The 17786-nt window shown below is 66.2% G+C and carries 15 protein-coding genes, 1 tRNA gene, 1 riboswitch and 1 other annotated feature; of the genes, 9 read left to right on the top strand and 7 right to left on the bottom strand.

Translation table 11 applies throughout. The features are described from left to right. Positions 1 to 16: 16 nt before the first annotated feature. A tRNA-Met gene (locus tag GGR45_RS17750) sits at positions 17 to 93 on the top strand. A gap of 472 nt (positions 94 to 565) precedes the next feature. On the opposite strand, the gene GGR45_RS17740 is transcribed toward GGR45_RS17750, so the two are convergent. Continuing rightward, a complete protein-coding gene (locus GGR45_RS17740) occupies positions 566 to 1150 on the bottom strand; it encodes a DUF4142 domain-containing protein (RefSeq protein ID WP_175310482.1) in 585 nt (194 codons plus the stop codon). 135 nt (positions 1151 to 1285) lie between these two features. On the opposite strand from GGR45_RS17740, the gene GGR45_RS17735 reads away from it, so the two are divergent. Further along, positions 1286 to 1702 carry a DUF3597 family protein gene (locus GGR45_RS17735; protein ID WP_175310483.1) on the top strand — a complete coding sequence of 139 codons (417 nt, stop codon included), beginning with the start codon at positions 1286 to 1288 and terminating at the stop codon, positions 1700 to 1702. A gap of 48 nt (positions 1703 to 1750) precedes the next feature. Here the strand turns inward: GGR45_RS17735 and GGR45_RS17730 are convergent, their stop codons facing one another. Then, positions 1751 to 2923, bottom strand: a complete 1173-nt coding sequence (locus GGR45_RS17730) for an alpha/beta hydrolase-fold protein (RefSeq protein WP_175310484.1) — start codon at positions 2921 to 2923, stop codon at positions 1751 to 1753. Between the two features lie 371 nt (positions 2924 to 3294). Continuing rightward, entirely contained in the window at positions 3295 to 3612 is a 318-nt protein-coding gene (locus GGR45_RS17725) for a hypothetical protein (protein ID WP_175310485.1), read from the bottom strand. An 88-nt stretch (positions 3613 to 3700) separates the two neighbouring features. Further along, positions 3701 to 3920: riboswitch (cobalamin riboswitch) on the top strand. Positions 3921 to 4100: 180 nt separating this feature from the next. Between GGR45_RS17725 and GGR45_RS17720 the strand changes: the two genes are divergently transcribed. From GGR45_RS17720 to GGR45_RS17700, 5 genes are all read left to right on the top strand, one after another. Next, positions 4101 to 6263, top strand: a complete 2163-nt coding sequence (locus tag GGR45_RS17720) for a TonB-dependent receptor (protein ID WP_175310486.1) — start codon at positions 4101 to 4103, stop codon at positions 6261 to 6263. After that, positions 6250 to 6387, top strand: a complete 138-nt coding sequence (locus GGR45_RS17715; RefSeq protein ID WP_175310487.1) for a hypothetical protein — start codon at positions 6250 to 6252, stop codon at positions 6385 to 6387. Before GGR45_RS17720 ends, GGR45_RS17715 begins: the two co-directional genes overlap by 14 nt. A gap of 151 nt (positions 6388 to 6538) precedes the next feature. Further along, positions 6539 to 7210, top strand: coding sequence for a glutathione S-transferase family protein (locus GGR45_RS17710; RefSeq protein WP_007405605.1), 672 nt, complete (start codon positions 6539 to 6541; stop codon positions 7208 to 7210). Next, the gene (locus tag GGR45_RS17705) at positions 7197 to 7556 is read left to right on the top strand and encodes a tRNA-binding protein (protein ID WP_175310488.1); all 360 of its coding nucleotides are present in this window, start codon (positions 7197 to 7199) and stop codon (positions 7554 to 7556) included. Before GGR45_RS17710 ends, GGR45_RS17705 begins: the two co-directional genes overlap by 14 nt. Positions 7557 to 7757: 201 nt before the next feature. After that, positions 7758 to 8684: an alpha/beta hydrolase gene (locus GGR45_RS17700; RefSeq protein WP_175310489.1), complete on the top strand. Its 927-nt coding sequence runs from the start codon at positions 7758 to 7760 to the stop codon at positions 8682 to 8684. Between the two features lie 124 nt (positions 8685 to 8808). On the opposite strand, the gene pepN is transcribed toward GGR45_RS17700, so the two are convergent. After that, positions 8809 to 11412: an aminopeptidase N gene (gene pepN / locus GGR45_RS17695; protein ID WP_175310519.1), complete on the bottom strand. Its 2604-nt coding sequence runs from the start codon at positions 11410 to 11412 to the stop codon at positions 8809 to 8811. A gap of 137 nt (positions 11413 to 11549) precedes the next feature. Between pepN and GGR45_RS17690 the strand changes: the two genes are divergently transcribed. Both GGR45_RS17690 and GGR45_RS17685 read left to right on the top strand, forming a co-directional pair. Then, positions 11550 to 13256 carry a M28 family metallopeptidase gene (locus GGR45_RS17690; RefSeq protein ID WP_175310490.1) on the top strand — a complete coding sequence of 569 codons (1707 nt, stop codon included), beginning with the start codon at positions 11550 to 11552 and terminating at the stop codon, positions 13254 to 13256. 124 nt (positions 13257 to 13380) lie between these two features. Then, positions 13381 to 14220, top strand: a complete 840-nt coding sequence (locus tag GGR45_RS17685; protein ID WP_285138717.1) for a Rossmann-fold NAD(P)-binding domain-containing protein — start codon at positions 13381 to 13383, stop codon at positions 14218 to 14220. On the opposite strand, the gene GGR45_RS17680 is transcribed toward GGR45_RS17685, so the two are convergent. The 3 genes from GGR45_RS17680 to GGR45_RS17670 are packed head-to-tail and all read right to left on the bottom strand — an operon-like array spanning position 14130 to position 17589. After that, the gene (locus tag GGR45_RS17680) at positions 14130 to 15050 is read right to left on the bottom strand and encodes a DMT family transporter (protein ID WP_175310491.1); all 921 of its coding nucleotides are present in this window, start codon (positions 15048 to 15050) and stop codon (positions 14130 to 14132) included. The genes GGR45_RS17685 and GGR45_RS17680 overlap by 91 nt on opposite strands. Then, positions 15047 to 16048: a threonine aldolase family protein gene (locus GGR45_RS17675; protein ID WP_175310492.1), complete on the bottom strand. Its 1002-nt coding sequence runs from the start codon at positions 16046 to 16048 to the stop codon at positions 15047 to 15049. Before GGR45_RS17675 ends, GGR45_RS17680 begins: the two co-directional genes overlap by 4 nt. 59 nt (positions 16049 to 16107) lie before the next feature. Continuing rightward, the gene (locus GGR45_RS17670; RefSeq protein ID WP_175310493.1) at positions 16108 to 17589 is read right to left on the bottom strand and encodes a SulP family inorganic anion transporter; all 1482 of its coding nucleotides are present in this window, start codon (positions 17587 to 17589) and stop codon (positions 16108 to 16110) included. A 70-nt stretch (positions 17590 to 17659) separates the two neighbouring features. Further along, positions 17660 to 17715, bottom strand: a sequence feature (sul1 is cis-regulatory element that is thought to sense ions involved in sulfur or methionine metabolism; They are found in Alphaproteobacteria). Between the last annotated feature and the right edge of the window lie 71 nt (positions 17716 to 17786).

Genomic DNA, 17786 nt, shown 5'->3' with positions numbered 1-17786 from the left:
CACCTTCCAGAATTGGCGCGGGGTGGAGCAGCCCGGTAGCTCGTCAGGCTCATAACCTGAAGGCCGCAGGTTCAAATCCTGCCCCCGCAACCATACTTCCCGATACCATAACCGCCCGGATCATCCCGCGGCGGTTTTTTTGTGCACAGCTGACCTCTCCCTGGATCGGACGGATTTGAGCCTAGGGCTGGCAGATCCAGAAGGCGAGCGGTCGCAATGGTGACGCCTGACAGGACGTTGGCGTCGAGTTTGTCGTGGTGGGTGGCGACATGGCGGAGGTTATTTAGCACGCTGATCGGCAAGGCGCGTGACTACGCCGTCGTTATCTTGCCCAACATGTGGCACCGCGTTTTCCAGCCCTATTTCCGGCGCAAGCGGCGCGGCTATTTGTCGGCAACGTGATGGACGAGAGCCCACCGCCGATGCCTTCGCCCCCAGGAAAGGGGATGGATCCGTTGGTGCCCAATCCCAAGTGTCGGGCGATCAAAAGTGCGACCGTGGCGCGACCATAGGGATGGGACGGACATGGCGCCCGGCCATACCGTCCCATTCGGCGCGGTCGGCTTTACGCCTTCAGCCCCTTCGCCATGTTCAGATGCGCCGTCACCGTCGGGATCAGATCGGCGGCGAAGCTCTTGAGCTGTGGTACGTCGCCGGTCGTCGCATAGGCCGTGAGCGCGTCGAGCGTCTGTTGGTGGCCAGCCGCCTGCCCCGCGATATAGGCTTCATCAAAGGCCTTCCCATTGAGCGACTTCAGCCGGTCCAGCGTCTGCTGCTGTTCGGCGTTCAGCGTGGGGTCGGGAGTAAGGGCGGGGGTCATCCCGGCGGTCAGCGTCTTCAGCTTTGCGGTCGAGGTGGTATGGGCGTCGATCATCTTCTTGGCGAAGGACTTCACCGAAGCCGAGGCGCCGTTGTTCAGCGCCAGCTTGGACGTCTCGATTTCAAAGGCGTCGCTGGCGGCGGCCGTATTCACGAAATTCTGGGAGGCACCCATGGCCGGGGTCTGCGCCGCGCCGGGCGCGGAGGCATCCGCCTGGTTGAACGTGTCGGTGCTGTTCGTCGCATAGGCCGACGAATTATCCTGTTTTTGGCCGCATCCCGCCAACGCGAGCAGGGCGGTGGTGGCGATGAGGGTCGAACGGATGGTCATGGCAAACCTCTGAAAAAGCGACACGGATCAGGTATAAGCGTCTGTCGCGCCACGACGTTCCCATCGCGGGGACCCAGACGGGCGGCTGCGTCGTTGAAGCGCGCATTGCCATCCGAACAGCGAAGGAACGACCCGATGAGCATTTTCGGTAATATCCTGAACAAGATATTCCATCATGGCAGTAAGGATCAGGCGTCCCCCGCGCCATCCGCTGCGCCCGCCGCCACTCCGGCTCCTGCGGCTCCGGCCACCGCCCCCACGCCCGCTCCCGCGGCACCTGCCCCTGCGCCGCAAAATGTCGATGTCGGTGCCGTCCTGTCCGAGATGGCGTCGATGAAGGGGGGCGGCGGCAATTACCAAAGCTCGATCGTCGATCTGCTGAAGCTGCTCGACCTGGATTCCAGCCTGTCGGCGCGCAAGGAACTGGCTAACGAACTGGGTGTCCACGCCGCCGAAGACGGTTCTGCCGAGCAGAATATCGCGCTCCATAAGGCGGTGATGGCGAAGCTGGCCGAGAATGGCGGGATCGTGCCGGACAGCCTGCGGAATTAAACACAGGAAAACGGGGCGGTGGTCGGTACGACCGCCGCCCCGTTTCCGTCAGTCCCGGAATAGCAGCGGCGCCATCGCCTGAAGGCTGCGCCGCCAGGTCTGGAATTCATGGCCCGTATCGGGCGATACGAAAAACATGTTCTTGATCCCGGCCGCCGTCAGCGCCTGGGCATTGGCGCGGGGGTCGCTGCGCGGACCACCGGGGGGACCGCTGCGTCCCCCTTCCAGCTCGCGGCTGCCGAAGCTGACAAAGGTCAGCTTGACCTTGTCGCGATAGCCCGGCGTCGCCTTCACGTCGTCCAGCGACATGGTCCCCCCGCTGAGCAAGCCGATATAGGCGAAGCGATCGAGATGCTTGGGCGCGATCAGCTTCGTCTCGAACCCGCCCATCGACAGCCCGGCCATGGCGCGGTGACGCTGGTCGGACAATGTGCGGTAATGTCCGTCGACATAGGGGATCAGCTCGTCCAGCAACACCGTCTGGAAGGGCCGGATGTCGAAACTCGCCAACCCGCCGGGTGCGCCGGGGCGGATGTCGTTGGTCATGCCATAGGTCATGACGATCAGGAACGGTCGCGTCTTTCCGGCGGCGATCAGATTGTCCATGATGAGGTTGGCATGACCCTGATTGGACCAGGCCGTCTCATCCTCGCCCCAGCCATGCTGGAGATAGAGCACCGGATAGCGATCGCGCATGTTCCGGTCATAGCCGGGCGGGGTGTAGACGAACGCACGCCGCTGCGTGCCCGTGCTGGGTGAGGAGAACAGGATCTGCTCGACCCGGCCATGCGGCACGTCCTTCAGCGCATAGAAATCCGCGTCATGCGCGGGAATCTCGATGCCGCTCTCCCAGCGGGTCGAGCCGTAGAAGTTGAGCGTACCCGGATCATTGAACGTACCGCCATCGACCGTCAGATGATAATAATGAAACCCCTGGTCGAGCGGCCCTTCCGAAGTACCTGTCCAGACACCGTCGGGGCCTTTGGTCAGCACGGTACCGCCGCGCCCGCCCAGCCCGAGGCTGACCTTCACCGCCTTGGCATCGGGGGCGGTGATGCGGAAACGGGCGTATCCTTGTGAATTGACCTGCGGATATGGCTGGCCTGGCTGGTTGAGTGGAGAGGGCCGGAAATCCTCGACCACCGCAGGCTGGGCGGTCTGGGCCAGGGCCACAAGCGGGGTCATCATCGAGGCTGTTACAGCCGCCAGCGCGATCCTCATCGATCATCCCCTCTTTGTCCGCTGGCCCCTATCGACCATGTCGGGAACAGCATCGTGCCGACAATGGTAGGACAAAACAAGGCGATTTCGCAAAAGGTTACTGTTCGCATTGCCGGTGCGATCGGGCACCCGCAATGCCGCCCGAGATAGCCCGGAATGCAGATCGTCATGCCAGGAGGATCGCTCCGGATGCTCCCCTTTCGCCGTTGCAGGGCTGGTCGGCCTGCAACGGCGCAGGTCGCAACCTGCGTTTCGCGGAGGTCCACAATTTCCTCACCTCGGTACAGAACAAACCCCAAGGCGCAAGGATCGGGGCTGACATTCCTGCCTTTCCCCCGTTCCCGTGCGCAAGGGAATGGGGCACCCCTTCGTCAACGCTTGGCCCTGCCGCCTGCCCTTGTGCGGGGGGCGTTTCGTTCCCCCTCGGCTGGCGCGTCCGCCTCGACCAGTTCGACGACCTCGAACCGGTACCCCACCCAACCGCGCTGTCGCACCGCCTCGGCCATGGCGGCGTCGTTCGCCATCGCCGCCTTGCGTGACTTGGCGTGACCCCAGAAGACTTCGGTCTTGCCACCGCCCAGATCGGCGACGATCCGCCAATAATGGGTGAAGGGCTGCGATGTCGGGCCGATCGTCTTCACATAGCCGTCGGGCATCGTCGCGATCAGATAGCGGTTCCTGCGTGCCATGCGGGCGCCATAGCGCAAGGACGTGCCGACCTCATCCCGCTTGACGCATCGGGTGCCCTCCGCCTAGCGATACGGGGCCGGAATGATCCGGCGATATGATCGCGCCGGTTCCCCCGACAAGGGGGATTAAAAGGGAACACGGTGAGGGGCTCGGCCCCAAATCCGCGGCTGTCCCTGCAACTGTAAGCGGTGAGCGGCGATGCACGGATCGGCCATTGGTACGATCCAGCCACTGGGGCAACCTGGGAAGGCGCATGGTCCCGCGATGACCCGTGAGCCAGGAGACCTGCCGGCGTCAGGTCGCTCATGCCCGGTCCAGGGGATGGTCGAGGCTAGGTCCGTTCCGACGAGCGACGCCATAAGTGGCGGAGGCGCATGGGTGGCCCTGTGGAATGCGGAAAATGGCGTGCCGCACGCAAGGCATCCGGCCGTTCGGCAACGATCGGAAGACCTCGGCTTGTTCGCGACAAGACGCTATGAGCCAAATAATGATATATCATAACAGATACGGGCCGGTCCATCTGGTCCTGTGGGGTGGCGCAGCGCTCCTGCTGGGGGCGACGGACGCAGGGGCACAAAAGCTCGTGGAGCAGGCGGGCGATCCCACCGTGCTGGTGATCGGCACGCGGGGCGCGCCCGCGCTGGACACACCCAATGCGACGGGCAGCCGTTTGGGTCTGACGCCGCTGGAGACACCCGCCAGCATCGCCTCGCTGGACGGAGGCACGATCCGCGCGCGCGGCGACCTGTCGATCGTCGAGGCGGAGACGCGCGCGCCTGGTCTGTCGAGCGTTGCGGACCCCGGCAATGGCGGCACCGCTTTGGCGGCGCGCGGTTTTTCCGGGCAGGGGTCGGTGCTGCAACTGGTCGACGGCGTGCGGCTGTTCCCGGCGGCGGGGACGATCACCTTTCCGACCGATCCCTGGATGGTCGAGCGGATCGACATACTCAGCGGCCCCGCCTCGGTCCTTTACGGCCAGGGGGCGCTGGGTGGCGCGGTGAATGTCGCGATGCGCGCGCCCACCGCGCAGACCCATGGCCAGGCCGAAATCGGCTATGGCGCGCAAGGCAGTTTCCGCGCTGCCGCCGGGCTGGGCGGGCCGCTCACCCCGACACTCGGCTATCGCGTGGATGCCAGCTATCGCCGGTCGGACGGTTATGTCGATCGGGGACATTCGGACAGCATCGCGTTGTCGGGCACGCTGCGCTGGACGCCGTCCTCGACGCTGGCGGTGACGCTGCGCGGCGATCATGGCGACCAGCGGCCCATGACCTATTTCGGCACTCCGCTGATCGACGGGCGGCTCGACTTGCGGGTGCGGGATCGCAACTATAATGTCGGTGATGCGCGGATGCGGTTCCGTGACGAGCGCGCCTCGATCCGGGTCGACTGGACGCCCAGCGCCTCGGTCAGCCTTTCCAATATCGCCTATGTCCTGACCAGCGATCGTTTCTGGCGGAATCTGGAAAGCTATTGCTGGGTGGACGCCACTGGCGCTTGCGCGGACGGAACGACCGGCACCCCCGGCACCATCCGGCGGAGCAGCAATTACGGTATTCGCCACGACCTGACCCAATGGGGCGATCAGGCGAGCGTGACGTGGCGCACGGGGATCGCGCCGGGCATCGCCAATGCCTTGGTCGTCGGGGTGGACGCCAATCTGGTCCGCTTCACCCATGAGAATGACTTTGGCTCGGTCGAACAGGTCGACGGGGTCGATCCCTTCGCCTTCGATCCCGGCCGCTTCCTGGATACGCAGGGGATCGCCCCGCGCTATCGCACTCGCACCACCGCGCTGGCGGTGTTCGCCGAGGACCGGGTGACGCTGGGGCGCCAATGGTCGGTGATCGGCGGCGTCCGTTACGAAGTGGACAATGTCCGCCGCTGGACCGTCGCCACGCCCGATCGCTTCGTGCTGGAAAAGACGTTCCGCAACGCGACGTGGCGTGTGGGGCTGGTCTATCGGCCGGTGCCGACCCTGTCCCTCTATGCGCAATATGCCACCGGCGTTGATCCGTTGGGCACGTTGACCACCGTGTCGACCGGGCAGGTGCAGTTCAGCAATGCGCGCGGGCATCAGGTCGAGGCGGGGGCCAAATGGCTGTTCCTGAACGGCCACGGCACCGCGACGCTGGCGGCTTACCGGATCGTCAAGACGGGGCTGCTCGCCCAGCGCACGCTTGGCAGCCCGGTCGAGCAGGTGGGGCAGCGATCGTCGCAAGGCGTGGAAGCCGCAGTGACGCTCGACCTGCCACAGGGCTTCGGGATCGACGCGAACGGCACGCTGCTTGATGCGCGGTTCGACGATTTCCGTTCGGGCGGCGTGGATTATAGCGGCCGCACCCCGCCAAACGTGCCCGAGGCGCTGGCCAATCTCTGGCTGCGCTGGAATGCCTCGGCCAAGCTACAGGCGCGCGCCGGGCTGCGCTATGTCGGGCGGCGCTTCTCCGACAATGGCGAGGCGTTCCGCATCCCCGGCTATGCGACGGTCGACGCCACCTTATCCTATGCCTTGAGCCAGAGCGTGGCGGTCGATCTGCGAGTCTATAATCTGTTCGACAAACCCTATGCCGTCACCGCCTATGGCGACCAGCAATGGATATTGGGCCGCCCGCGGGCATTCGACGTGACGCTTCGTGCCGGGTTCTGACCGGGCCACGCCGCCGATCCGTTGCGCGCCACAATACTGGTGCCCGGCGGGTGGCGGACGGCGGGTGGCGAGCGACTGGCTGGTGCAGCGCGACTTCTACTGGGTCGATGCGGCGGCGGGCTGACCCTGTCGATCAGCGGCATCGTGCTGGGGCGGCGTCGCCTGCGCCGCGCCGCGCGCAATAGAACATGAAAGCGCCGCCCTGCGCGGGCCAAGAGGTGAAAACATCGTCGGCGGGGTTGGCGTCGCGTGTCTTGCCAGCTTAAGTGGGCGGCATGTGGCAACTCTACCAATTCCCGCTCTGTCCCTTTTCCCGCAAGGTCCGTCTGCTGCTGGGCGAGAAGGGCGTCGGCTATGAATTGGTGCGCGAATCGCCGTGGCAGCGGCGCGACGAGTTTCTCGACATGAACCCCGCCGGGCAGACCCCGGTGATGGTCGACGAGGAGCGCGGCGTGCTCCTGGTCGACTCGATGGCGATCTCGGAGTTTTTCGAGGAGACGGTCGAGAAGTCGGCGATGATCAACGGTACCGCCGTCGGCCGCGCCGAGATCCGGCGGCTGGTGACGTGGTTCGACACGCATTTTTATCAGGACGTGACCGGCCCGCTGCTCCACGAGCGCATGGTCAAGCGCGTCGCGCGCACCGGCAGCCCCGATGCCAAGGGCCTGCGCGAGGCGATGAAGGCGGCCGTCGGGCATCTCGACTATACCGATTATCTGCTCGACCATCGCAACTGGCTGGGCGGGGCGACGATGAGTCTGGCCGATCTGGCGGCGGCGGCGCAGATTTCGGTCGCCGATTATCTGGGCGGCATCGACTGGAAGGGGCATGAGCAGACCGCGCGCTGGTATCGCGGGCTGAAGAGCCGTCCGTCCTTCCGCCCGCTGCTGTCCGAGCGGATGGAGATGGTCACGCCGCCGTCGCATTACGACAATGTCGACTTCTGACGCGCCTGCCGAGCGGATCGGGACCGTGGATTTCCTGGCGGTCGACATCCGCGTCGGCACCGTCATCGCCGCCGAGCCATTCCCGGAGGCGCGCAAGCCCGCGATCAAACTGACCATCGATTTCGGCGAGGTCATCGGCGTGAAGCGCTCTTCGGCGCAGATCACCCGGCATTACACGCCGGAGACGCTGGTCGGGCGGCAGGTGGCGGCGGTGGTGAACTTTCCGCCGCGTCAGATCGGGCCGATGATGTCCGAGGTGCTGACCTTGGGCTTTCCCGATGCGGACGGGCAGGTGGTGTTGATCGCGCCGGATTTGCGCGTGCCCAATGGGGGGCGGTTGTTCTGAGGGTCTCCGTTGGCCGTCGACTTTGCTCAAGCTGAACAACCCCAGATACCGAACTCCATCCAGGATGAGCGAAGTCGACGCCTAAGCCACGCACACTAATTCAAATTGTTAGCCTTAACATTAGCCCTTGCGCCTCACGCTCCGAAGCGTACCATCCACCCTCGATCGTAGGGACATAACCCACGGAGGACAGGAGGGGATATGAAGTCCAAACGCTGGGCCAGCCATGCGCTGGCCGCTTTGCTAACGCTCTCGGTGGCGGCACCCGCCATGGCGCAGGCCGACAAGATGGCGCCTATCGCCATACCCGCGCAACCGGCCGCCATTCCGCTGAACACCGGCCCCTTGCCGGGCGCCAAGAACAAGGAAAGCTGGCACAGCCAGTATAACAGCGTCTTCGCCCGCAACGTGACGGAAGCGACGCTGACTCCCTTCCTGCCCGATCCCGCGAAGGCGACGGGCGCGGCGGTCATCGTCGCCCCCGGTGGCGGTTTTCGTACCCTGTCGATGCAGAATGAAGGCTGGGACGTCGCCAAGGCGCTGGCCGATCGCGGCATCGCCGCCTTCGTCCTGAAATACCGGCTGAACCAGACGCCCGCCGACATGGGCGAGTTTGAAAAGTCGATGGCCGCGATGTTCTCCAGCGTGGCGCGCCCCACCGCGCGGCCGAATCCAGAGGAAGCGCTGAAGGGCCTGGCTCCCCAGATCGCCGATTCCCGCGCCGCCTTTGCGCTGGTCCGCCAGCGCGCAGGCGCGTGGAAGGTCGATCCCAACCGGATCGGCATGGTCGGTTTTTCGGCGGGCGCGATGCTGACCGTCGCGACCGTGCTCGACGGTCAGGCCAAGCCCGCCTTTATCGGTGATATCTATGGCCCGCTCCAGCCGATGACGGTGCCCGCCGACGCGCCGCCGATGTTCGCTGCGATCGCCGCCGACGATCCGCTGTTTGCGGGCAAGGGCTTCGGCCTGATCGATCAATGGATGGCGGCCAAGAAACCGGTCGAATTCCATCTTTACGGCCAGGGCGGCCACGGCTTCGGTATGTATCCGAAGAAGACGACCAGCACCGGCTGGTTCGATGCCTTCTACCGCTGGATCGTGATGGAAGGGTTTTTGCAGGCCAAATAATCCTCCCCGGTACGGGAGGGGACCGCCCGCAGGGCGGTGGAGGGGGTTTTTCCCATAGGACGTCCCGTGTGGCGCTCCCCCTCCACCATGCTTCGCATGGTCCCCCTCCCCTTTCAGGGGAGGATCAGTCCAAGCTCTTCGAGGCCTGCTCGAACAGGTCCTTGGACAGGCCCGGCGTCTCGACGATCCGCACCAGCTCCGCGCGCATCAGCCCTGAGCGCTTGGCGTCGAACCGGCGCCAGCGGCCGAGCGGCGGCAAGAGCTTGGCCGCCGTTTGCGGGTTGAGCCGGTCGAGCGCGATCAGCTGCTCGGCCAGGAAGCGATAGCCGGATCCGTCAGCAGCGTTGAACGCGCGCTGGTTCACCCCGAACGCGCCCAACAGCGCGCGTGCCCGATTGGGATTGGCCAGGGTGAAGTCGGGATGCTGGGCCAGCCGCTCGACCACCGCGCCGGTATCGCTGCGCGACGACAGCGCCTGGGTCTGGAACCATTTGTCGAGGACCAGCCCGTTACCGGCATAGCGCGCATGGAAATGCGCCAGCGCGTCCTCGCGCTCGGGTGCGTCGGAGCTGACCAGCGTGGTCAGCGCCGCCTGCCGGTCGGTCATATTGTCCGCCGCCTCGAACTGCGCGAACGCCAGCGCGGCGGCATCCTCCGCGCCGCTGGCCGCGATATAGCCGAGCGCGACGTTGCGCAGGCGACGCCGCCCCTTGGCCTCGGGCGAATAGACGTAACGCCCCTGCGCCAGCTCGGCATAGAGCCGCCGCCAGGTCGGCAACAGTGCGCGGCCCAGCTGTGTGCGCAGCGTTTCGCGTGCGGCGTGGATCGCATCGGGGTCGACGGTGACGAGCTGGTCGCCGATGAAATTCTCCGACGGCAACAACACCGCCTCGGCGAGGAAGGCCAGCTCCAGCCCCTCGGCCTCCAGCGTGCGGGTGACGGCGTCGATCACCGCCTGCCCCTTTACCTCGCCGTGGATCGTGCCTGCGACCAGCGTGTCGAGCATCAGCTGCTGCATCGCCTCGTAGCGGGCGAAGGGATCGTCGTCATGTGCCGACAGGAAGGCAAGGTCCTCCGCCGTCCGGTCGCTCTCGACCACGATGGGGGCGGAAAAGCCGCGATTGATCGACAGGACGGGGCGCTCGGTTACGCTCTCGAAGGTGATGGTTTCGGCCACTTGGTCGAGCAGGATCAGCCGCTCGTCGGTCAGCGGGCGCCCGGTTTCTGCGCCGAACAGCCGGACCTTGAGCGGCAACAGCATCGGCTGCTTGACGCTCTGCCCCGGCGTGGCGGGGACATGCTGGGCGAGGCGAAGCTCGGCGCGGCCGCCGCCGGGTTCGTGGGATAGTCCGGCCGAGACGCGCGGCGTACCCGCTTGGCTATACCAGAGGCGGAATTGCGACAGGTCGATGCCGCCTGCCTCCTCCATACAGGCGACGAAATCCTCGCAGGTGGCGGCCGTCCCGTCGAAGCGATCGAAATACAGGTCGGTCGCCGCGCGGAACCGGACCGGACCCAGCATGGTCGCCATCATGCGGATCAGTTCGGCCCCCTTGTTGTAGATGGTCGCCGTGTAGAAGTTGCTGATCTCGATATAGCTTTCCGGGCGCACCGGATGCGCCAGCGGCCCGGAATCCTCGGGGAACTGGCTGGCGCGCAAGCCCCGCACATCCTCGATCCGCTTGACCGCCGCCGATCCCTGGTCGGCGGAGAAGCACTGGTCGCGATAGACGGTGAAGCCTTCCTTCAGCGAAAGCTGGAACCAGTCGCGGCAGGTGATCCGGTTGCCCGACCAGTTGTGGAAATATTCATGCGCGACGACGGCGGCGACGGCGTCATAGTCGTAATCGGTCGCGGTGTCGGGGTCGGCGAGGATGTAGCGGCTGTTGAAGATGTTCAGCCCCTTATTCTCCATCGCGCCGAAGTTGAAGTCGTCGACCGCGACGATGTTGAACACGTCCAGGTCATATTCGCGGCCATAGACGCGCTCGTCCCACGCCATGGAGAGCTTCAGCGCGTGGAGCGCATGGTCGGTCTTGGCCAGGTCGGCGGCGCGCACCCAGATGCCCAAGCGCACCTCGCGCCCGCTCATCGTGGTGAAGGTCGAGGCGTTGACCGCCAGATCGCCCGCGACCAGCGCGAAGAGATAAGACGGCTTGGGGAAGGGGTCGTGCCATTCCGCCCAGTGCGTGCCGTCGTCATTCTCGCCGCTCGCTACCGGATCGCCATTGGCCAGCAGCACCGGATAGCGCCGCCGGTCCGCGGTCATGCGAACGCGATAGACGCTCAGCACGTCGGGACGGTCAGGGAACCAGGTGATGCGGCGAAATCCTTCGGCCTCGCATTGGGTGCACAGATTGCCGCCCGAGGCATAAAGGCCCATCAGCTGGGTGTTGCTCTCGGGCGCGATCGAAACCTCGGTCTCGACGACGTGATGGTCGCCGGTCAGCGGCACGACCAGCTGCTCGCCCTCGATCCGCCAGTCATTGACCGCGACGCCGTCGACCTTGACCGACAGCGGCATCTGTCCGGCTCCGTCGAGCACCAGCGGCATATCGTGCGGGCTGCTGCGGGTGACGGTCAGCGCGGCGCGGACGCGGGTATCGGCAGGGTCCAGCGCGAAGTCGAGCGCGATCTGCGGGACTTCCCAGGCGGGGGGGCTATAGTCCTCGCGCCGGATGGCGGTGGGGGCCGTGCTGGGCTGGGCGGCGCTGCGCTGAATGTCCATGATGCGAATATAGCCGCGCAGGACCCGCGCGACCACCGGCGTGGCAGGAAAAACCGGCGCGGCCCATCATGGGCGGGGTTGATCGGCGAAAATGGCGTGATACGCCTATGCAACACTATCTCCCCGAAAGGTCCTGCATGTCGCGTTCGACGGCTCTGCTGCCGCTGCTTCTCCTGTCCACCGCCGCGATCGCGCACGATCACGATCATCTTCATTATCAGGCCGCCAGCCCCACGCCGGCGCAAACGGCGGCGCAGCGTAGCCCGGCCGAGCGCAACGCCGTCGTCACCGCGCCCCTGCCCGAGGATCAGGCGGCGATGAAGGCGCACGTCATGTTCCTGGCCAGTGACGCGATGGCGGGGCGCGAGGCGGGCACCCGCGACTATGACATCGCCGCGCAATATGTCGCGGCGCAATTCTATGCGGCGGGGCTGCGGCCCGGCGGCGACAATGGCGGCTATCTGCAGAGGGTGCCGCTGGTTGCGTACAATGTCGCCGACAAGGGCAGCGCGTTGTGGACCCCGGCGGGCGGCCAGCCGCAGGAACTGGTGTTCGGGGAGGATTTCGTGCCCTCGCCCGTGGCCAATGCCAAGGAGACCAGCCTTTCCGCGCCGGTCGTCTTCGTCGGATACGGCATCGACGCCGCGCAATATGGGCTGACCGACTATAAGGGCGTCGATGTGCGCGGCAAGATCGTCGCCTTCGTCCCCGGCACGCCCGAGGGGCTGGGCGGCGAGGAGCGCGCCTTTTTCGGGTCGGCGGCGAACAAGGCTTCGCTGGCGGCGGCGCGCGGTGCGGTCGGCGCGATCCAGATCGACATGCCGCGCGCTGGCGGTCGGCAGCGGCCCTTTGCCTCGCTCGCTCGCTATTACAACGCGCCGCGCGTGACCTGGGCGAACCCGGACGGCACCGCCCATGCGATGACGCCGACGACCCCGGTACTTGGCACCCTATCTCAGACGGGCGCGGCCAAGCTGTTCGGCAAGGGTTGGGACGCGGTCGTAAAGGCGGCCGCTGCGCCCAAGCCCGCTTACAAGCCGCTTACCGCCAAGGGGCAGTTGACGGTCGCGTCCAAGACCAGCTTCAAGCCGATGGACAGCAGCAACGTCATCGGCCTGATCCCCGGCAGCGACCCGAAGCTGAAGGACCAGGTGGTCGTGCTGTCCGCGCATCTTGACCATATCGGCACCAATGAGGGCGGCGAGGGCGACCGGATCAACAATGGCGCGCTCGACAACGCCATCGGCATCGCCAGCCTGATCGAGGAGGCCAAGCGCTTCAAGGCGGCCACGCCGCCCAAGCGCACCGTCATGTTCCTGGCGGTGACGGCGGAGGAAAAGGGGCTGGTCGGCTCCGACTATTTCGCCAACCACCCGACTGTGCCGCTGAAGTCGATCGTCGCCGACGTCAATCTCGACATGCCGATCCTGACCTACAAGTTCGAGGATATGGTGGTGTTCGGCGCGGATCGATCCACGCTGGGGCCGATCGTGCGCAAGGCGGTGGGGGCGATGGACCTGCCCGTCTCGCCCGATCCGATGCCGGAGGAAGGCATTTTCGTCCGCTCCGACCATTTCCGCTTCGTGCAGAAGGGCATCCCCTCGGTCTTCCTGTGGCCGGGCCAGAAGGGACCGGGCAAGGCGGCGGTCGAGGATTTCATGAGCCACCGCTATCACCGCCCCGGCGACGAGATCGACCAAGGCATCGACTGGAGCCAGGGACCGCGCTTCGTCAGCGTCAACTACGCCATCGCCCGCGAAATCGCCGACGGTGCGGAGCGGCCGGTGTGGAACAAGGGCGATTATTTCGGCACGCTCTACAAGGGGCCGATGGCGGCGAAGTGATGCTTGCGGCCGCTTCCTGCAGCCAAGCCGTACCTCATCCGTTCAGCCTGAGCGAAGTCGAAGGCCAAGCACGCCGTTCGCGTGCACTTCGACTTCGCTCAGTGCGAACGGAGGTTTGAGCTTGGTGGGTCGTCTTTTCGTCTTCGGCATGGGCTATGCCGCCGGTCACTTGGCCGCGCTCTTGGAAGGACGCGGCTGGTCGGTTGCGGGAACGACCCGTGACGGGCGTGGCGGCTCGATCCGCTTCGACGACCGGGCGCGGGTGGAGCCGGAGATCGCCGCTGCCACGCATATCCTGTCCTCGGTCCCGCCCGAGGGTGAGGTCGATCCGGTGCTCGTCTCCTATGGCGCGCAACTGGCACGGTCGGATGCATGGCTCGGCTATCTGTCCTCGACCGGCGTCTATGGTGATACCGGCGGGGCGTGGGTGGACGAAACCGCCCCGATCGGCTCGGGACGGCGTGCGGCGCGGGCGGCGGCGGATGCCGACTGGCAGGCACTGGGCGCGCGGGTGTTCCGCCTGCCCGGCATTTACGGCCCGGGCCGCTCGCCGATCGACCGGGTTCGTGGCGGACGCGCGCACCGGGTCGGGCTGCCCGGACAGGTGTTCAGCCGGGTGCATATCGCCGATATCGTGTCGGGCGTGATCGCCGGGTTCGACGGCCCGGCGGGGGCCTATAATCTGTCCGACGATTTTCCCTGCGATCAGGACGCGGTCATGGCCTATGCCGCCCAACTGGCAGGGCTGTCGCCGCCGCCACTGGTGTCGCTGGACAGCCTGTCAGACGCGGCACGCGGTTTCTACGCTGAGAACCGGCGGGTGGCGAATGGCAAGGCCAAGCGGGTGCTGAACTGGCGCCCCCGCTATCCCGATTACCGGTTGGGCCTGCGCGCCTTGAGCGCGATGACCAGCCCCAGCGCCGTCACCGCCGCCCCCGCGCCAGCCAGCAGCGACCAGCGATAACCCTCGAACACGGTCGACAGGCTCATGGCGATGACGGGGACGATGACGCTCGAATAGGCCGCCTTGGCCGGGCCGATCGTCCGTAGCACCCGGTAGTAGAGCGGAAAGGCCAGTGCCGAGGCGAACAGCCCGAGATAGAGGATGCCCAGCACATATCCAGCGCGCATCTCGAACACCGGCGGGCCGTTCAGGCTATAGGCGATGACCGCATCCAGCGCCGCGCCGATGAGCATCGCCACGCTCAACGTCGCGTGCATCGGAAAGCGCTTGGCGGTCTTGGTCGCCTGCATGACATTGGCGGTCGAGGCGGACAGGATCGCCACGATGGTCAGCGCGATGCCGGTCAGTGCGCGGGTCGGCCCGGCAGGATCGACCCGCGCCTCATGCACGAACAGCAGCGCCGCGCCCGCCATCGCGATGGCGGAGCCGACCATCAGCTGCCGCCCCATGCGCTGCCCCAGGAAAAGGCGCGCAAAGCCCGCATTGGGGATGAGCAGCATCGCGAAGACGACCGCGACCAGCCCGGAGGTGATGTACGCCTCGGCATGATAAACGAAGTTGAAGTTGAGGACGAACTGGAACAGCCCGATCCCGGCGGCAAAGAGCGCACCGGTGGTGCCCAGCCGGAAACTTTCCCGCCGGGCGATGGCGAAGGCCCCCATGGCGAGCCCGCCGACGAGGAAGCGATAGCTGACCGACCAGGTGGCGGGCACGACCGAAATCTGGTCGCGGATGACCAGCCAGGTCGATCCCCAGATCAGCGTGACAATGGCGAAGGGGATAAGGACGGCGGCGCGGGTCGAGCGCGGGCTGGTGTCGAACTCGCTCATAAGGCGACGATCGCGTCGGCCAGGGCGGCGACATGGTGCGCGTCGGTGTCCCAGGCGGTGACGAGCCGGATTTCACCCTCCGCCCAGTCGTAAAAGTCGAAGCCTTGCGACCGTAGCTTCGCGGCTTCCTCCGGCGTGGCGCGCAGAAAGACTTCGTTCGCCTCGACAGGGTAGACCAGCCGGTCGCCCGCTGCGCCCGCCAGTCGTTCGGCACAGGCATTGGCCAGCGCGCCATTGGCGATCCACAGATCATTCTCGACCATCGCCAGCACCTGCGCCGCCAGATAGCGGCCCTTGGACATCAACAGCCCGGCGCGCTTGCGGCGGCGGCGGGTGACGTCCGCCAGACCGGGCTTGAAGAACACCAGCGCCTCGGCACTCATCGCGCCGTTCTTGACGAAGCCGAAGGACAGGGCCTCCACGCCGGACTGCCAGGTCAGCGCGGCGGGCGTGCAGCCCAACCGCGCGACCGCATTGGCGAAGCGCGCGCCGTCCATGTGGAAACCCAGTCCGCGCTCCTTGGCCAATGCCCCGATCGCAGCGACCTCTTCCGGGTTGTAGACGCGGCCATATTCGGTGGCGTTGGTGATCGAGATGGCGTGCGGCTGGACCCGGTGGACGTCATTGGCGATGGCGTCGATCACGGCCCGGATCGTGTCGGGGGTCAGCTTCGCCCCCTCGCCATCGGCCAGCATCAGCTTGGCGCCATGGGTGTAGAATTCGGGCGCGCCGCCCTCGTCATTCTGGATATGCGAGTCGCGGTGGCAGACCACGCCGCCGTAAGGCGGGCAAAGCGCCGCCAGCGCCAGGCAGTTGGCGGCGGTGCCGGTGGGCACCCACAGCACCTCGACCTGGGTGCCGAACAGCTCGGACAGGCACGCGTCCAGCGCCTTGGACCAGCGGTCGCCGTCATAGGCGGTGTCCATCTGGTCGGCGGCGACGATGGCCTCCATGACCTTGGGGTGGATACGGGCGGCGTTGTCCGAGAAAAAGCGCATGGCTCAGGCGTTTGGGGGAGGTGGCGGGTCAGGTCAACACCACTCCCCCATGGCGGGCGTCAGTGCGGTACCACGCCCAGTTCGACCCCGGTCTTGTCGTGCAGCGCGAAGCGGTCGACCAGGTCGGCGCTCGCCTGATTATAGCCGATCACCTCGACCTTGGCGCCATCGCGCCGCAGCCGCGCCACGATCTTGTCGAGCGCGCCTACTCCCGAAATATCCCAGAAATGCGCCGCCGACACGTCGATCACGACGTTGCGGTCCGGCTCCGCCAGGAAAGCGCGGGTGAAGCGGTCGACCGAAGCGAAGAAGATCTGCCCCGTCACGCGGTAGCGTACCGCATCGCCCTGCTCGATCCGCTCGACCGCGAACAGCCGGCGGACCTTGCCCGCAAAGAAGATGCCCGACAGCAGCACGCCCGCCAGCACGCCCTTTGCCAGATCATGCGTCAGGACCACCACCGCGACCGTGACGAGCATGACGACCGAGGAGGTCGGCGGGTGGCGGCGCAGATTGGGAATGGAGTTCCAGCTGAACGTCCCGATCGACACCATGACCATCACGGCGACCAGTGCGGGCATCGGGATGCGGCCTACGACCGGGCCGAGCCCGGCCAGCAAGATCAGCAGCACGACGCCCGCGGTCAGCGTCGACAGCCGCTTGCGCCCGCCCGAGGTGACGTTGATGACCGATTGCCCGATCATCGCGCAGCCGCCCATGCCGCCGACCAAAGCGGCGGCGATGTTCGCGCCGCCCTGCCCCATGCACTCGCGGCGCTTGTTGCTGTCCGTATCGGTCATGTCGTCGACGATCTGCGCGGTCAGCAGCGATTCGAGCAGGCCGACCGCGGCCATGGTCAGCGAATAGGGCAGGATGATGCGCAGCGTCTCCCACGTCAGCGGCACGCTCGGCAGCGCCAGGCTGGGCAAGCCTTCGGGCAGGCGCCCCATATCGCCCACCGTGCGCACCGGCAGGCCCATCGCGATGCTGATCGCCGCCAGCACCAGGATGGCGACGAGCGGGGAGGGGACCGCCTTGGTCACGCGTGGCAGCAGATAGATGATGGCGAGGCCGCCCGCGACCATCGCATAGCTGTGCCATGTCACGCCGGTCAGCTGCGGCAGCTGTGCAATGAAGATCAGGATCGCCAGCGCGTTGACGAAGCCGGTGATGACCGAGCGCGAGACGAACTGCATCACCAGATCGAGTCGGAGGAAACCGGCGGCGATCTGGATCAGCCCCATCAATATGGTCGCGGCGAACAGATAGTCGACGCCGTGGTCGCGGACCAGCGGGGTGACGACGACCGCAACGGCGGCGGTCGCGGCGGAGATCATCGCCGGCCGGCCGCCCAGAAAGGAAATGACGATCGCGATCGCGACCGACGCATAAAGCCCGACACGGGGATCGACGCCCGAGATGATCGAAAAGCCGATCGCCTCGGGGATCAGCGCGAGCGCGACGACCAGCCCGGCCAGCACATCGCGTCGCGCATCGCCCAGGTTGGAGAACCATTGGGTTCGGTAGCTTTGGAGAGTCATGAAATACCAGAATGTCGCGCATGGCGGACACGCTCTCTGACGGCAGGAGCGGCGATGGGGCCATGCATTCTGTTGTCCGGCGGATCGGCGGCCGGAATAGCCACCCGGAATTGCACCGGGTCCTTGCGAATGACAGCGTGTGTAAGCGGTATGAGGGGGGAAGGGCAAGCCCCGCCAGCCCAAGTTCAAGGTGTTGG

The organism is Sphingomonas zeae (assembly GCF_014197135.1).
Classification (GTDB): domain Bacteria; phylum Pseudomonadota; class Alphaproteobacteria; order Sphingomonadales; family Sphingomonadaceae; genus Sphingomonas; species Sphingomonas zeae.
The sequence above is the reverse complement of the archived record's forward strand: the minus strand, read 5'-3'. Positions and strand labels throughout refer to the sequence as shown.

Coding starts and splice junctions, on each gene's coding strand:
- pepN (WP_175310519.1), bottom strand. CDS start 11,412: ATGGACATTCAGCGCAGCGCCGCCCAGCCCAGCACGGCCCCCACCGCC.
- GGR45_RS17710 (WP_007405605.1), top strand. CDS start 6,539: ATGTGGCAACTCTACCAATTCCCGCTCTGTCCCTTTTCCCGCAAGGTC.
- GGR45_RS17735 (WP_175310483.1), top strand. CDS start 1,286: ATGAGCATTTTCGGTAATATCCTGAACAAGATATTCCATCATGGCAGT.
- GGR45_RS17680 (WP_175310491.1), bottom strand. CDS start 15,050: ATGAGCGAGTTCGACACCAGCCCGCGCTCGACCCGCGCCGCCGTCCTT.
- GGR45_RS17720 (WP_175310486.1), top strand. CDS start 4,101: ATGATATATCATAACAGATACGGGCCGGTCCATCTGGTCCTGTGGGGT.
- GGR45_RS17740 (WP_175310482.1), bottom strand. CDS start 1,150: ATGACCATCCGTTCGACCCTCATCGCCACCACCGCCCTGCTCGCGTTG.
- GGR45_RS17705 (WP_175310488.1), top strand. CDS start 7,197: ATGTCGACTTCTGACGCGCCTGCCGAGCGGATCGGGACCGTGGATTTC.
- GGR45_RS17690 (WP_175310490.1), top strand. CDS start 11,550: ATGTCGCGTTCGACGGCTCTGCTGCCGCTGCTTCTCCTGTCCACCGCC.
- GGR45_RS17670 (WP_175310493.1), bottom strand. CDS start 17,589: ATGACTCTCCAAAGCTACCGAACCCAATGGTTCTCCAACCTGGGCGAT.
- GGR45_RS17725 (WP_175310485.1), bottom strand. CDS start 3,612: ATGGCACGCAGGAACCGCTATCTGATCGCGACGATGCCCGACGGCTAT.
- GGR45_RS17700 (WP_175310489.1), top strand. CDS start 7,758: ATGAAGTCCAAACGCTGGGCCAGCCATGCGCTGGCCGCTTTGCTAACG.
- GGR45_RS17675 (WP_175310492.1), bottom strand. CDS start 16,048: ATGCGCTTTTTCTCGGACAACGCCGCCCGTATCCACCCCAAGGTCATG.
- GGR45_RS17730 (WP_175310484.1), bottom strand. CDS start 2,923: ATGAGGATCGCGCTGGCGGCTGTAACAGCCTCGATGATGACCCCGCTT.